At 64.1% G+C, this 14,666-nt stretch carries 14 protein-coding genes; all 14 read right to left on the minus strand.

The features are described from left to right. Positions 1 to 31 precede the first annotated feature (31 nt). Positions 32 to 304 carry a DUF2442 domain-containing protein gene (locus tag KVP70_RS11905; RefSeq protein ID WP_229224758.1) on the minus strand — a complete coding sequence of 91 codons (273 nt, stop codon included), beginning with the start codon at positions 302 to 304 and terminating at the stop codon, positions 32 to 34. 85 nt (positions 305 to 389) lie between these two features. Further along, positions 390 to 842 (minus strand): dihydroneopterin triphosphate diphosphatase, encoded by a 453-nt coding sequence (gene nudB, locus KVP70_RS11910; RefSeq protein ID WP_217942420.1) that lies wholly within the window; start codon positions 840 to 842, stop codon positions 390 to 392. Between the two features lie 46 nt (positions 843 to 888). Then, positions 889 to 2,688 carry an aspartate--tRNA ligase gene (aspS, locus tag KVP70_RS11915; RefSeq protein WP_020704473.1) on the minus strand — a complete coding sequence of 600 codons (1,800 nt, stop codon included), beginning with the start codon at positions 2,686 to 2,688 and terminating at the stop codon, positions 889 to 891. Positions 2,689 to 2,733: 45 nt separating this feature from the next. Continuing rightward, positions 2,734 to 3,351 carry a DUF502 domain-containing protein gene (locus KVP70_RS11920; RefSeq protein ID WP_217942421.1) on the minus strand — a complete coding sequence of 206 codons (618 nt, stop codon included), beginning with the start codon at positions 3,349 to 3,351 and terminating at the stop codon, positions 2,734 to 2,736. Positions 3,352 to 3,408: 57 nt separating this feature from the next. Then, positions 3,409 to 3,696, minus strand: a complete 288-nt coding sequence (locus tag KVP70_RS11925; RefSeq protein ID WP_217942423.1) for an FmdB family zinc ribbon protein — start codon at positions 3,694 to 3,696, stop codon at positions 3,409 to 3,411. A 73-nt stretch (positions 3,697 to 3,769) separates the two neighbouring features. Continuing rightward, positions 3,770 to 4,366, minus strand: coding sequence for a methyltransferase domain-containing protein (locus KVP70_RS11930; protein ID WP_217942425.1), 597 nt, complete (start codon positions 4,364 to 4,366; stop codon positions 3,770 to 3,772). A 2-nt stretch (positions 4,367 to 4,368) separates the two neighbouring features. After that, positions 4,369 to 5,937 (minus strand): ubiquinone biosynthesis regulatory protein kinase UbiB, encoded by a 1,569-nt coding sequence (gene ubiB, locus KVP70_RS11935; RefSeq protein ID WP_217942426.1) that lies wholly within the window; start codon positions 5,935 to 5,937, stop codon positions 4,369 to 4,371. Then, positions 5,934 to 6,536, minus strand: a complete 603-nt coding sequence (locus KVP70_RS11940) for a ubiquinone biosynthesis accessory factor UbiJ (protein WP_217942427.1) — start codon at positions 6,534 to 6,536, stop codon at positions 5,934 to 5,936. The genes ubiB and KVP70_RS11940 overlap by 4 nt, the downstream gene beginning before the upstream one ends. 78 nt (positions 6,537 to 6,614) lie before the next feature. Beyond that, positions 6,615 to 7,532 carry a Tim44 domain-containing protein gene (locus KVP70_RS11945; RefSeq protein ID WP_217942428.1) on the minus strand — a complete coding sequence of 306 codons (918 nt, stop codon included), beginning with the start codon at positions 7,530 to 7,532 and terminating at the stop codon, positions 6,615 to 6,617. A gap of 13 nt (positions 7,533 to 7,545) precedes the next feature. Then, complete coding sequence (gene ubiE / locus KVP70_RS11950; RefSeq protein WP_116992725.1) at positions 7,546 to 8,280, minus strand: bifunctional demethylmenaquinone methyltransferase/2-methoxy-6-polyprenyl-1,4-benzoquinol methylase UbiE; 735 nt, start codon at positions 8,278 to 8,280, stop codon at positions 7,546 to 7,548. Positions 8,281 to 8,320: 40 nt separating this feature from the next. Beyond that, on the minus strand, positions 8,321 to 9,619 hold the full coding sequence (locus tag KVP70_RS11955; RefSeq protein ID WP_217942429.1) for an alpha/beta hydrolase family protein: 1,299 nt from the start codon (positions 9,617 to 9,619) through the stop codon (positions 8,321 to 8,323). Between the two features lie 121 nt (positions 9,620 to 9,740). Further along, positions 9,741 to 10,166 (minus strand): gamma-butyrobetaine hydroxylase family protein, encoded by a 426-nt coding sequence (locus tag KVP70_RS11960; RefSeq protein WP_217942431.1) that lies wholly within the window; start codon positions 10,164 to 10,166, stop codon positions 9,741 to 9,743. Further along, positions 10,163 to 10,600: an HIT family protein gene (locus tag KVP70_RS11965; protein WP_217942432.1), complete on the minus strand. Its 438-nt coding sequence runs from the start codon at positions 10,598 to 10,600 to the stop codon at positions 10,163 to 10,165. Before KVP70_RS11965 ends, KVP70_RS11960 begins: the two co-directional genes overlap by 4 nt. Next, positions 10,600 to 14,607, minus strand: a complete 4,008-nt coding sequence (locus tag KVP70_RS11970) for a DUF3683 domain-containing protein (RefSeq protein WP_217942434.1) — start codon at positions 14,605 to 14,607, stop codon at positions 10,600 to 10,602. The genes KVP70_RS11965 and KVP70_RS11970 overlap by 1 nt, the downstream gene beginning before the upstream one ends. Positions 14,608 to 14,666: the final 59 nt, after the last annotated feature.

The raw sequence follows: 14,666 nt of genomic DNA on the forward strand, positions 1-14,666 counted from the left end.
TACGCCGCCGCACATACCGCCTGCTAGTGCTTCAGCGTTTAACGCCGGTTCGAAAGCCAGCAGCGGGAAAACCTCGCAACATTCCCTCAACGCTTAAGTCTTCATCAAACTGCTCCCAATGCAGACCGTCGCCGTCACCGATAATTTCCCATCCCTGAAGTTCAGGAATCGTCGCACCGGCGAATCGGGGATACCAGGCGAGTGGCGTACTGATGCGACGGCCATCCATCAGTTCAACCGTGAGCAAGTCTGCGTCGAATGAGACACCTTTGATACGTTCATCAGGGATCGTCAAAGTAGTCATTCCAGCTCCTCAAAAAATCCAGACGATAGCGAGAAATAATACGCTCAATTTCGCGCAACTCAAGCGGCGTGAAGCGCCTGCCGAGCTAGCGGATCTGTTGCGGGAGTTGAAGCACGGCTTCGGCGTTGGAGGAGGAGAAGCATTTGTCGGCCGCTTCCAGGTAGGGCAGCCAGACGTGGTTCAGGTGCTCGCGCGGGGCCAGCTTGATGGCGATGTCGCGCGGGACTTCGACGCTGAAGACGTGCTCGGTATTTTCCGTCACGCCGGGCGCGTAGCGGTGGCGCCACACCGGATAGATCGTGTAGATGTTGGACAGCCGCCAGTCGCGCAGCACGATGGCCTCGCCGTCGGCGACGATGCCGGTTTCCTCGAACAGTTCGCGGCGCGCGGTGTCCAGCAAGGGCTCGTCGAGCGCGTCCAGCGAACCGGTCACCGATTGCCAGTAACCCGGGCGGTCGGCGCGTTCGATCAGCAGCACTTGCAGGTCGGCCGTGTGGATCACCACCAGCACCGACTCGGGAATCTTGTAAGGCTTCATAGTTCAGTTAAAAGAAAAGGCGCCGAAGCGCCCTTTCCATTGCAAATTAGCTGGCTACTTTTGGCTCAGCCGCGCGCAGACGGATATGCAGTTCTTTCAACTGCTTCTCGTCCACTTCCGACGGCGCCTGGGTCAGCAGGCACTGGGCGCGCTGGGTTTTCGGGAAGGCGATCACGTCGCGGATCGAATCGGACTTGGTCATCAGGGTCACGATACGGTCCAGGCCGAATGCCAGGCCACCATGCGGCGGCGCGCCGTATTGCAGCGCGTCGAGCAGGAAGCCGAACTTCAGGCGGGCTTCGTCGGCGTCGATCTTCAGGGCGCGGAACACTTTCGACTGTACTTCCTCGCGGTGGATACGGATCGAACCGCCGCCCAGTTCCCAGCCGTTCAGGACCATGTCGTAGGCCTTGGCGATGCAGGCGCCCGGATTGGTTTCCAGCCAGTCTTCATGGCCGTCTTTCGGCGCCGTGAATGGATGGTGGGTCGCGGTCCAGCGGTCGGCTTCTTCGTCGTATTCGAACATCGGGAAGTCGATCACCCACAGCGGCGCCCAGACGTCGTCGAACAGGCCGGCCTTCTTGCCGAATTCCGAATGGCCGATCTTGACGCGCAGCGCGCCGATCGCATCGTTGACCACCTTGGCTTTGTCGGCGCCGAAGAAGATCAGGTCGCCGTCTTCGGCGCCGGTCAGTTCCAGGATCTGGGCCAGGGCGGCGTCGTGCAGGTTCTTGACGATAGGCGATTGCAGACCGTCGCGGCCCTTGGCCTTCTCGTTGACCTTGATGTAAGCCAGGCCGCGCGCGCCGTAGATGGCGACGAACTGGGTGTAGGCGTCGATTTCCGAACGTGGCATGTCGCCGCCCTTCGGTACGCGCAGGCCCACCACACGGCCGTTAGGCATGTTGGCGGCGCCGGAGAAGACCTTGAAGTCGACGTCCTTCATGACGTCGGTCAGGTCGGTGAACGACAGCTTGACGCGCATGTCCGGCTTGTCCGAACCGTATTTGCCCATCGCTTCGGCGAAGTCCATGACCGGGAACGGGTTAGGCAGTTCGACGTTCATGGTGTTGCGGAACACCTTGCGGATCATGTCTTCGAACAGATCGCGGATTTCCTGTTCGGTCAGGAACGAGGTCTCGCAGTCGATCTGGGTGAATTCAGGCTGGCGGTCGGCGCGCAAGTCTTCGTCGCGGAAGCACTTGGTGATCTGGTAGTAACGGTCGAAGTTGGCGACCATCAGCAGCTGCTTGAACAGCTGCGGCGATTGCGGCAGCGCGAAGAAGTTGCCGGCGTTGACGCGCGACGGCACCAGGTAGTCGCGCGCGCCTTCCGGGGTCGACTTGGTCAGCATCGGGGTTTCGATGTCGATGAAGCCCAGCTCGTCGAGGTACTTGCGCACTTCCATCGTGACCTTGTAGCGCAGGCGCAGGTTGTTCTGCATCTGTGGACGACGCAGGTCCAGCACGCGGTGGGTCAGGCGGGTGGTTTCGGACAGGTTGTCGTCGTCCAGCTGGAATGGAACGGCCACGGAGGCGTTCAGCACTTCCAGTTGCGAGCAGACCACTTCGATCTTGCCCGACGCCAGGTTGGCGTTGACGGTGCCGGCCAGGCGGTCCTTGACCACACCGGTCACGCGCAGGCAGAACTCGTTACGCACGGCTTCGGCGGCCTTGAATACTTCGGCCTGCTCCGGATTGCACACGATCTGCACCAGGCCTTCGCGGTCGCGCAGGTCGATGAAGATCACGCCACCGTGGTCGCGGCGACGATGTACCCAGCCGCACAGGCTGACAGTTTGGCCAAGCAGCGCTTCAGTGGTGAGGCCGCAGTAGTGAGTACGCATTGAGGACATGTTTATTTCTCGGTTCAGGTTAAGTTACTCAGTTATTTATTTGGCGATTTCGATGGCCTTGGGCGCGTCTTCCGGCGACACCACGCCCATCGAAACGATGTACTTCAGCGCCGCGTCGACGGACATGTCGAGCTCGACCACGTCCTTGCGCGCCATCATCAGGAAAAAGCCCGACGTCGGGTTCGGCGTGGTCGGGATGTAGACGCCGACGTAGTCGCCCACCAGATGGTTCTTGACGTCGCCGCCGGGCGTGCCGGTCAGGAAGGCGATGGTCCACGAGTTCTGGTGCGGATACGGGATCAGCACCGCCTTGCGGAAGGCATTGCCGGACGACGAGAACAGCGTGTCGGACACCTGCTTGACGCTCGAATACAGCGAACTGACGACCGGAATGCGGGTCAGCAGTTTTTCCCACAGCTTGACCACGTAGTTGCCGACCAGGTTGTTGGTCAGCAGGCCGGTCAGGAACACGATGACGATCGTCAGCACCGTGCCCAGGCCGGGAATGTCGAAGCCGATCAGGGTACGCGGCTGCCAGCGTTCCGGCACAAACAGCAGGGACTGGTCCATGGTGCTGATGACCAGGTTGAGCACCCAGGCGGTAATCGCCAGGGGCACCAGGATCAGCAAGCCGGTAATGAAATATTTACGCATCGATTACTCTTAGAGTGGGTGGTGCTATGGTGTGCTGTGGTGTGCTGCGGTCCGTGCTCAGTCCGACTTCGTGCCGGAGGCGGGCGCGGCAGGCGCGGCCGCCGGCGTCTCGCTCGGAGCAGGCGCAGCCGGTCCGGTCGCGGTGCCGGTCGCCGGCGGCGTGCCGCCACGGAAATCGGTCACATACCAGCCGGAACCCTTCAATTGGAAGCCGGCAGCGGTCAATTGCTTCTTAAACGTTTCTTTGCCACACGACAGGCAAACAGTCAGCTGCGGGTCGGAAATCTTCTGCAAGACATCCTTGGCAAAACCACAAGCCTCGCAGCGGTAAGCGTAGATCGGCATCTATTACTCCGCAAAAATCATCAAAACCCTGAATTATAAAGCTTTTTGCCGGCCGCCTGCCTGTTTCCTCTGGTCAGGGGCGGCGGCGCCAAGCCATCCAGCGTTCCTTGCCCTCGAACACGGGGATGGAATCGCTGACGGCGTCGTCGGCGACGCACTCGAAATCGGCCTCCAGCAAGGCTTCCAGCTCGGCGCGCGTGATGCCGAACGGCGGGCCCTTGGGGGCGTCGTCGAGGAAGAAGTAGCCGGCCAGCAGCGCGCCCGGCGCCAGCAGGGCCGCCCAGCGCGCCGCCACCCGCGGCCGCATCGCGCGCGGCAGGGCGCACAGGAAGGCGCGCTCGTAGATCAGTTGCAAGGGCCGCTGTGGCTGCCAGGCGAAGAAATCCGCCTCGACCACGCGCGCCGCGTGCGGCCCGACCGCCGCCTTGCCAGCCGCCACCGCGGCCGGCGAGAAATCGATGGCCACCGCGTCCCAGCCCGCGTCGGCCAGGAAGGCCAGCTCGTAGGCCGAGCCGCAGCCAGGTATCAAGGTCGTCAGCGGCGCGCTGGCGGCGGCGAAGTCGCGCAGCGCCTGCGGCACGCCGCCCCGGTCCCAGGGCGTGAACCGGCGCTCGAAGCGCTCGTCCCAGAACGCCGGCGAGCTCGGGTCGCGTTGTGCGAAGTCCACCATGGTCAGAGGAAGTGATGCCAGCGCAGGTACAGCTGGTAGCCGGCGACGCCGATGCCGAAAGCGCCGGCGAAGTAGATCACCAGACTCAGCAGACGGTTGGTGCGCTGCTGTTCGTGGATCAGCACTTTGATCAGCTCGGTGTTATCGGCCGGCTTCTCGCCGCCCTGCTCCAGCGCGCGGTGCAGCAGGCGCGGTAGTTGCGGCAGGATGTGGGTGTAGCGCGGCGCTTCCGCCTTCAGGCGCTGCCACATGCCCTGCCAGCCGACCTGCTCGGCCATCCAGTTTTCCAGGTAGGGCTTGGCGGTCTTCCACAAGTCCAGGTCGGGGTCGAGCTGGCGGCCCAGGCCTTCGATATTGAGCAGCGTCTTTTGCAGCAGCACCAGCTGCGGCTGCACTTCGACGTTGAAGCGGCGCGAGGTCTGGAACAGGCGCAGCAGGATCTGGCCGAAGGAGATGTCCTTCAGCGGCCGGTCGAAGATAGGCTCGCAGCAGGCGCGCACGGCGGACTCCAGCTCGTCGACCCGGGTTTCCTTGGGCGCCCAGCCGGACTCGATGTGGGCCTCGGCCACGCGCTTGTAGTCGCGCCGGAAGAAGGCCAGGAAGTTCTGCGACAGGTAGTCCTTGTCGAAGTCGTTCAAGGTGCCGACGATGCCGAAGTCGAGCGCGATGTAGCGGCCGAAGGTGGCCGGGTCGATCGACACCAGGATATTCCCCGGATGCATGTCGGCGTGGAAGAAACCGTCGCGGAACACTTGCGTGAAGAAGATCTCGACGCCGTCGCTGGACAGTTTTTTCAGGTCGACGCCGGCCGCCTCCAGGCGGTCGATCTGCGACACCGGGATGCCGTGCATGCGCTCCATCACGATCACGCTGTTGGAGCAGTAGTCCCAGTGCATCTCCGGCACCAGCAGCAGCTTGGAATCGGCGAAGTTGCGGCGCAGCTGGCTGGCGTTGGCCGCCTCGCGCATCAGGTCCAGCTCGTCGTGCAGGTATTTGTCGAACTCGGCGACCACTTCCTTAGGCTTCAGGCGCTTGCTGTCGGCCCAGATGCGGCCTATCCATTCGGCGGCGATGTGCATCAGCGCGACGTCCTCGTCGATGGACTTCTTCATGCCCGGACGCAGCACCTTGACCGCCACCTGCTTGCCGTCCTTGAGCGTGGCGAAGTGCACCTGCGCGATCGAGGCCGACGCCACCGGCGTGCGCTCGAAGCTGGCGAACAGCTGGTCGGGATGGGCGCCCAGCGACTTGCGGATCTGCGCGATGGCCAGGTCGGAGTCGAAGGGCGGCACGCGGTCCTGCAGGTGCGACAATTCCTCGACCAGGTCGGCCGGGATCAGGTCGCGCCGGGTCGACAGCACCTGGCCGAACTTGACGAAGATCGGGCCCAGGTCTTCCAGCGCCATGCGCAGCCGCACGCCGCGCGGCGCCGACAGGTCGCGCCAGAAGAACACGGTGTCGATCAGCTTGGCGATGCGGGGTTTTTTCAGGCCGGAGATGGCGATTTCGTCGAGGCCGTATTGCACCGATACCCGCAGGATCTTCAGCAGGCGTAAAAATTTCAACATCATTTGAGGTCCAATTTCTGTTCCAGTTTGGCCAGGCGCTTGGCGGCGCGCTCAACGTCGTCGCGCAGGCGCACCACGTCGGCCGAGAAGGCTTCCACCGTTTGCGGGCGGATCAGCACAGGTTTTTCATCGAGCAGGAATTCGGCGACGTTCTCGGCCAGCTTCTGGTGGCCGTTCTTGATCGCTTCAAATACCGAGCGGGCGCCGGAGACCATGCGCACGGCGGCGATCGGGCCCACCACTTTTTCCAGGTCGTGCTCGGCTTCCCAGCGCAGCGACTTGCTGAGGTTGGAAATGGCGTTGGCGAACTCGGCGTCGCCCTCGATCTGCACGTAGGAGAACGCGCGCTCGCGGTTCTGCGCGATCAGCGGCAGGTCGGACAGTTTGACGCGGATGGTGACGCGGGCCGGCTCTTCCGGCGGCGCCGCTTCCAGCATGCCGTCGGCCGTCACGCGCAGGCGCAGCACGACGGCGCCGGTGTCGATGGCGGCGATCTTGCCGGCGTGGCGCTGCAACTCCTTGCGCGCCCACGGCTCCTGCGCCAGCAAGTGATTGATGGCGGCGCTGGCCGGCGCCGCGGCGGAGAAATTCGGTGGTGTCATTCGTTTACCGTGAAAACAAAAACCGCCCGGAAATTCGGGCGGTCTTGATCTTACCAGCTTGCCGGGAATTGTCGGCAATTACGCGAGCTGTTGAATACCAGCCAGCAGCCAGCCAGACGCGCCGGAAACAGGCTTGGACAGGTTCCACACCTCGTTGAACGGCTCGGCCAGCGCATCCGGCGCGGGCTTGATGGTGCCGGTGAACTTGACGCTGGCGAGGTAATCGCTGTCGCTGGTTTCGATGCCCAGCAGTTCGGCGTCGATGGTGACGACGTCGGTGTAGTCCTTTTGCGCGCCGCGCTCGCTGATCTGCATCTTCAGCTCGGCAAACACCTCGGGGGTGGTGAATTCACGGATATCGGCCGAATCGCCCTTGTCCCAGGCCGCTTGCAGGCGGATGAAATTGCTCTTGGCCACGCGCAGGAAGGATGGCGCGTCGAAGTCGGCCGGCACACCCCACGGCGTGTGGGCGACCGGCGCGGCGGCCTGCTGCATTGGCTCAGGCTGCAGGCGCGAGCCGATCTCCGGCGTGCCGCTGGACGGCGGCATCGCGTACACATTGTTGCCACCGTTGTTGCCACCGAACGCGGCCGGCGCAGGCTGCGAACGGCCGCGGATCAGGCGTATGACGAAGAACACCACGCCGGCCAGCAGGGCCAGCATGATCAGCGAGCCGAACATGCCGCCCATGGCGCCACCCAGGCCGAAGTGCGAGAACAGTGCGCCGATGCCCAGGCCCAGCAGCGCGCCGCCCAGGATGCCCTTCCATGGGCTGGCCGGCTTCGGCGGGATCGCGGCAGGCGGCGCGGTCGGCGCAGGCGCGGCCTGGCGCGGCGCGGTCGGCGCCGGCGCAGCGGCCGGCGGCATGCGGTTGACGCTTTGCGATTGACGTCCGATCGAACGGCCGCCGCCCATCGGACGGGCCAGCGCCTCGCCCAGCATCGACAGTGCGGAAGCGGCCAATACGGCGCCGATCAGGATTTTCTTGATGTTCATGCTACTCCTATGACTACAGTTTGATACCGGTGTGTAAAGCGGCCACACCTGCCGTCAGGTTGTAATACGTTACGCGTTCCAGGCCCGCCTCTTCCATCATGGTCTTCAGCGTTTCCTGGTCCGGATGCATGCGGATCGACTCGGCCAGGTAGCGGTAGCTTTCGGCGTCGTTGGCGATCTTCTGGCCCATCCACGGCAGGATCTTGAACGAGTAGAAATCGTAAGGCTTCTGCAGCGGCTCGGCCACTTTCGAGAATTCCAGCACCAGCAGCTTGCCGCCCGGCTTGAGCACGCGGCGCATTTCCGCCAGCGCCTGGTCCTTGTGAGTCATGTTGCGCAGGCCGAAGGCGACGCTGACGCGGTCGAAGTAATTGTCCGGGAACGGCAGTTTTTCTGCGTCACAGAGCAATGTGGGGGTCAACAGGCCGCGATTCAAGAGGCGGTCGCGGCCGACGCGCAGCATCGACTCGTTGATGTCGGTGAGCCAGACCTCGCCGGTCGGGCCGGCCTGCTTGGCGAAGACCTTGGCCAGGTCGCCGGTGCCGCCGGCGATGTCCAGGCACTTGAAGCCGGGGCGCACGGCCGCGTTGGCGATGGTGAAGGTCTTCCACAGGCGGTGCAGGCCGGCCGACATGACGTCGTTCATGATGTCGTACTTGGCGGCGACAGAATGGAAAACCTTGGCGACTTCGCGGACTTTGTCGTCTTCCGCGACGGTTTTGTAACCGAAGTGAGTGGTATTGGTCATGTTGGGCGGGCCTGTTAGTTTGCCTGCATTATACAAGACCCTACTGCGCATTCAGGTGGCGCCACTCCAGTCCCAGCGCGGTGCGCGGGCGAAAACCCTTCCACGGGGCCGGATCGGGCGTGATGGTGCCGTCCGCGCCCAGCGGCGGCAGCTCCAGATACGGCTGCAGGAGCTGCTGCTTGAGGTGGATGCCGAGGAAGGCCGTGACGAAATGCTGGTTGATGTTGTTGATGCGGCGGCTGTCCCAGACCGGCTCGGAGTAGGACATGAAGTCGTCGAAGTTGCTCAACATGGCCGGCGACGGCGGATTCGGCGCGGAATTGTGGCGGCCGCCGACGTAGGTCAGCAGATAGCGCTCGGCGTGGATGGCGCCCTGGAACAGGCGCAGCACGCCGTCCTGGTAGCCGGCCACGTCGTCCTGGTCGCCGCTGACGAACAAGGTCGGCGTGCGCACGCCGGCCAGCCCGGCCGGCTCCCACACCCGGTGCGCGCCGCCCCACGGCGCGAACGCCACCACCGCCTTGATGCGCGGATCGCGCCGCGCCTCGTATAGCGCGTTGCCCTGCTGGTTGACGGCCAGCTTGCCGCCGGGGACGTAGGCCGCCGCCACCGGGCTGACGCCGGCGCCGACGGTGTTGAGCGCGCCGTAGCCGCCCATCGAGTAGCCCACCAGCGCGGCGTTGTCGGCGTCGACCAGGCTGGACAGGAAATGCCCGCTGCCCGGCTTGCCCCACGCGGCCACGGTTTGCAGCACGAACAGATCGTCCTGCGCGCGGTTAAGCAAGGTGCTGGCGAAGCCGGCCTTGTCGGCGCGGGTCGATTCGGGATGGTCGATCGCCACCACGATATAGCCCTTGGAGGCCAGGTTCTCGGTCAGGTAGCTCATCTGCAGGCGCGAGCCGGGATAGCCGTGCGAGACGATCACCAGCGGATAGCCGCCGGCCGGCGCGGTGGCGGCCGGGGCCTGCGGCGCAGCATCGCGCGCGGCGCGGCCGTTGAAGGTGAACGGGGTATTGGGACGGGCCGGATCGTTGGCGCCGGAGCCGAGTACATCTGTATAAACCGTATGTTCCTTTTGACCGGGCTGGAGCCGAGCCGGATACCAGACTTCCAGCGTCAGCTTGCGGCTGTAGCGCGGGTTGGGCGTGGCGTCGCTGTAGCGCAGGATGTCGAGCTGGTCCGCGTGCTCGGCCGACAGCGTGCGCACGCCGACCGGCAATGGACCACGCGCCGCCAACTCAGGCGCATCGGGCCGGGCGTCGCCGAAATATTCCTGGGCGCTTAAAGGCGCGGCGACCAAGGCCAGCGCCAGCATCAATCCTCTGCAAACATCCCTCATGCCAACTCCCATCAAGCGAAACCGCCAACTATCCCACGGCGCTGTGACAGCTTGATGAAATGAAGGAATGTGCGGGTAGCTTCGCCTATGTGCAGCGTGAGCACGTCACGCGCCGAGGTGTTTAGTGCTTGTGGCCGCAGCCGCTGTGGCTTTTCGAGTCCGGGCCGGTCAGCGTGACGCCAGTTTCACGGCCGCTGTCGCCTTCGAAGCCCGACGCGTGCAGGCGGTCCATGTAGTTGGCCCACAAGGCGTCTTTTTCGTTGCCCAGCTTGTACAGGTAATCCCAGGTGTACAGGCCCGTGTTGTGGCCGTCGCTGAAGGTCGGCTGCACCGCGTAGTTGCCCACCGGGTCCATCGCCGCGATACCCACTTCGCGCTTGCCCACCTGGAGCACCTCCTGCCCTTCCCCATGCCCCTTGACCTCGGCCGACGGCGAATACACGCGCAGCAGCTCGAACGGAATCGAGAACGACGCGCCGTCGTCAAATTCGACGTCCAGCACCTTGGATTTGTTGTGGACGGTCAGGCCGGTGGGTTGCTTGCTCATATGGAGTCTTTCAAACGTTCGATGATCGCGGCGTGCAGGGCCGGCAGCAGCGCGCGGCGCGCGGCCAGCACTTCCGGCGCCGACGCGCGCTGCGCAACCGCCCAGGTCGGATTCGGGAAGTGGGCATCGTCCACATAGCGCGGTATCACATGCCAGTGCACATGCGGCGTCATATTGCCAAAGCTGGCCAGGTTGATTTTTTCCGGCGCCATCACCGCGCGTTGTGCGGACTCGACCGCCCACACCACGTCCATCACGCGGCTGCGTTCAGCCGGCGACAGGTCCGTCATTTCCTTGACGTGGGCGTTCCACACCACGCGCGTGAAGCCCGGATACTCGGCCTCGTCCACGGCGACCACCGACAGCTGGCGGTCGCTCCAGACCACCACGCCGGCGGCGGGCGCCGCCAGCAAGGCGCACAGGTCGCAGGCCATTACACCAGCACCCGTTCGATGCCGCCGTCGTTGGCGCGCTTGACGTAGTCGGCCATCCAGTTCTCGCCCAGCAGGTGCTTGGCGATCTCGACCACGATGTAGTCGGCCGTCGTGCCCGCGTCCTCGCCGTAGCGCGAGACGCCGCCCAGGCAGGCCGGGCAGCTGGTCAGGATCTTCACCTCGCCGTCGAAGCCGTCGGCGCGCAGCTTGTCCGCGCCCTTGATGACTTCCTCTTCCTTGCGGAAGCGCACTTGCGTCGAGATGTCGGGACGCGCGATCATCAACGTGCCCGAATCACCGCAGCAGCGGTCGTTCTTTTCGATCTTGACGTTGTCGTGCGTCTGGATCAGCGTGTTGACGGTCTTGGTCGCTTCCTGCATCTTCATCGGCGTGTGGCAAGGCTCGTGGTACATATAGCGCGTGCCGGTCACGCCTTCCAGCCGGACCTGCTTTTCCATCAGGTATTCATGGATGTCCATGATGCGGCAGCCTGGGAAGATCTTGTCGAACTCGTAGGTCGCCAGCTGGTCGTAGCAGGTGCCGCACGAGACCAGCACGGTCTTGATGTCCAGGTAGTTGAGCGTGTTCGCCATGCGGTGGAACAGCACGCGGTTGTCGGTCATCATCTTCTCGGCCTTGTCATACTCGCCCGAGCCGCGCTGCGGATAACCGCAGCACAGATAGCCCGGCGGCAGCACGGTCTGCACGCCCACCTCCCACAGCATCGCCTGCGTGGCCAGGCCCACCTGCGAGAACAGGCGCTCCGAGCCACAGCCCGGGAAGTAGAACACCGCTTCCGTATCGGCATTGGTGGCCTTGGGATTGCGGATGATAGGGATGACCTTGTCGTCCTCGATGTCCAGCAAGGCGCGCGCGGTTTTCTTCGGCAGGCCGCCCGGCATCTTCTTGTTGATGAAGTGGATCACCTGCTCGCGCACCTTCGGCTTGCCCATGCTTGGCGGCGGCGCCTTGGTCTGCTTCTTGGCGAATTTCTTCAGCAAGTCGTTGCCCAGGCGCTGGGCCTTGTAGCCGATGCCGACCATCGCCGCGCGGGTGGCGTTGATGGTGGCCGGATCGGTGGCGTTGAGGAAGAACATCGCCGCCGACTTGCCGGGATTGAAGCTCTTCTTGTCCATCTTGCGCAGCAGGTTGCGCATGTTCATCGACACGTCGCCGAAATCGATGTTGACCGGACATGGCGTCACGCATTTATGGCAGATCGTGCAGTGGTCGGCCACGTCCTCGAATTCTTCCCAGTGCTTGATCGAGATGCCGCGGCGGGTCTGCTCTTCGTACAGGAAGGCTTCGATCAGCGACGAGGTCGCGAGGATCTTGTCGCGCGGCGAGTACAGCAGGTTGGCGCGCGGGACATGCGTAGAGCAGACAGGCTTGCACTTGCCGCAACGCAGGCAGTCCTTGACGCTGTTGGCGATCTCGCCGATATCGCTTTGCTGCATGATCAGCGATTCATGGCCCATCAGGCCGAACGACGGCGTGTAGGCGTTGGACAAATCGGCGTCCATGCCGGCCAGGTTCAGCAGCTTGCCCTTGTTGAAGCGGCCTTCCGGGTCGACCCGCAGCTTGTAGTCGCGGAACGGGCCGATTTCTTCTTCGGTCAGGAACTCCAGCTTGGTGATGCCGATGCCGTGCTCGCCCGAGATCACGCCATTGAGCGAACGGGCCAGCTTCATGATGCGCGCGACGGCCTGGTGCGCCAATTGCAGCATCTCGTAATGATCCGAGTTGACCGGCAGGTTGGTGTGCACATTGCCGTCGCCGGCATGCATGTGCAGCGCCACGAACACGCGGCCGCGCAGCACGCGCTGGTGGATCGCGGTCGCTTCGTCGAGGATCAGCTTGTAGGCGGCGCCGTTGAAGATCTGGCGCAGCTGGGCGCGGATTTCCTGCTTCCACGTAACGCGGATGGTGCGGTCCTGCACCACGTCGAACAAGGTCGCGTCCGGCTGGGTCTTCAGGCGTTCCTCGAACACCGGCAGCAAGCGTTCCAGACCCAGTTCGGCCAGCTGCGCGGTGACGGCGGTCAGCGGCTTGTCCAGCTCGGCCAGCAGGAAGGTCCAGCGTGCCGCCACCTGGGTCAGCAGCGCTTGCGCCTGCTGCTCGCGGTCGCCCAGCATTTCCGCGTCGCCAACGGCGTCGTCGGCGTCATCGCTCTTGCCGATCGGCAGATTGCCGGCGGCGAAGAACTGCTGCAGTTCATCGGCCAGTTGCAGCTTGTTCTTGATCGACAGTTCGATGTTGATGCGCTCGATGCCGTCGGTGTACTCGCCCATGCGGTTGAGCGGAATGACCACGTCTTCGTTGATCTTGAAGGCGTTGGTGTGCTTGGCGATGGCGGCGGTGCGGGCGCGGTCCAGCCAGAATTTCTTGCGCGCTTCCGGGCTGACGGCGACAAAGCCCTCGCCCACGCGGGTGTTGGCGATGCGCACCACTTCCGAGGCGGCCAGGGCGACGGCGTTTTCATCGTCGCCGACGATGTCGCCGAACAGCGCCATCTTCGGCAGCACGCCGCGCTTGGACTTGGTGGCGTAGCCGACCGCGCGCAGGTAGCGCTCGTCCAGGTGCTCCAAGCCGGCCAGGCGCAAGGTGCTGAACTGCTCGCCCTTGGCCGGCAGGCCGTCCAGATAATCCTTGATTTCGACGATGGACGGGATCGCGTCGCGGGCCTGGCCGAAGAACTCCAGGCAGACGGTGCGGGCGAACTTCGGCATCTTGTGCAGAATCCAGCGGCTCGACGTAATCAGGCCGTCGCAACCCTCTTTCTGGATGCCCGGCAGGCCGGCCAGGAATTTGTCGGTGACGTCCTTGCCCAGGCCCTCCTTGCGGAACTTGCGGCCTTCGATTTCCAGCAGCTCGGTCTTGAACGGCTCGCCTTTCGACTCGCCGCGCGCGGTCGGATGGGTCCACTCCAGCTTGAAGCGGGCCAGCGGCGTATCGTGGATCTTCGACAGGTTGTGGTCGAAGCGGGTGACTTCCAGCCAGTCGCCGTTCGGGTCGACCATGCGCCACGAGGCCAGGTTGTCCAGCGCCGTGCCCCACAGCACGGCCTTCTTGCCGCCCGCGTTCATCGCGATATTGCCGCCGATGCAGGAGGCGTGGGCCGAGGTCGGATCGACCGCGAACACGAAGCCGGCCTTCTCGGCCGCTTCGGACACCTTGTGCGTGATGACGCCGGCGCCGGTGTAGATGGTCGCGTATTCGCGGTCCAGGCCGGGCAGCACCGTCATTTCCACCGCACCCATGTTGAGCAGCTTCTCGGTGTTGATGACGGCCGACATCGGCGTCAGCGGGATCGCGCCGCCGGTGTAGCCGGTGCCGCCGCCGCGCGGGATGATGGTCAGCCCCAGCTCGATACAGCCCTTGACCAGGCCGGCCATCTCTTCCTCGGTGTCCGGGGTCAGCACAACGAACGGATACTCGACGCGCCAGTCGGTGGCGTCGGTCACGTGCGAGATGCGCTTCATGCCGTCGAAGCAGATGTTGTGCTTGTCGGTGTAGCGGCCCAGCACCTTGTTGGTGCGTTTGCGCAGATCGTAGACTTGCTTGAATTCCTCGCCGAAGTCGGCCACCGCCTTGCCGGCCGCGCGCAACAGCTTGGCGACGTTGGCGCTGCGTTCGCGCGCGCCTTCGTCGCCGGCGTCGTCGACCGTCAGGCGGCGCTTGTCCACCTCGGCCACGCGGTGATGCAGCGCGGCTATCAGTTCCTGGCGCCGTTTCGGATTGTCCAGCATGTCGTCCTGCAGGTAGGGATTGCGGCGGACGGCCCAGATATCGCCCAGGACTTCATACAGCATGCGCGCCGAGCGGCCGGTCTGGCGGGCGCCGCGCAAGGCATCCAGCAAGCTCCACGACTCCTCGCCCAGCAGCCGGATGACGATCTCGCGATCGGAAAACGACGTGTAGTTATAAGGAATTTCACGAAGGCGCGTGGCCTCGGGACCGTGGGGCGTTTCCGCCAGCAAAGCTTGGATTTGTGCAGGGGCATTCATTGTGAGATTGGACTTGTAGACTGAACCCGGGAGGGTCATTCTAGCGTATTGCGGCGCAC

This window comes from Duganella violaceipulchra, assembly GCF_019166075.1.
GTDB classification, from domain to species: Bacteria; Pseudomonadota; Gammaproteobacteria; order Burkholderiales; family Burkholderiaceae_D; genus Rugamonas; species Rugamonas violaceipulchra.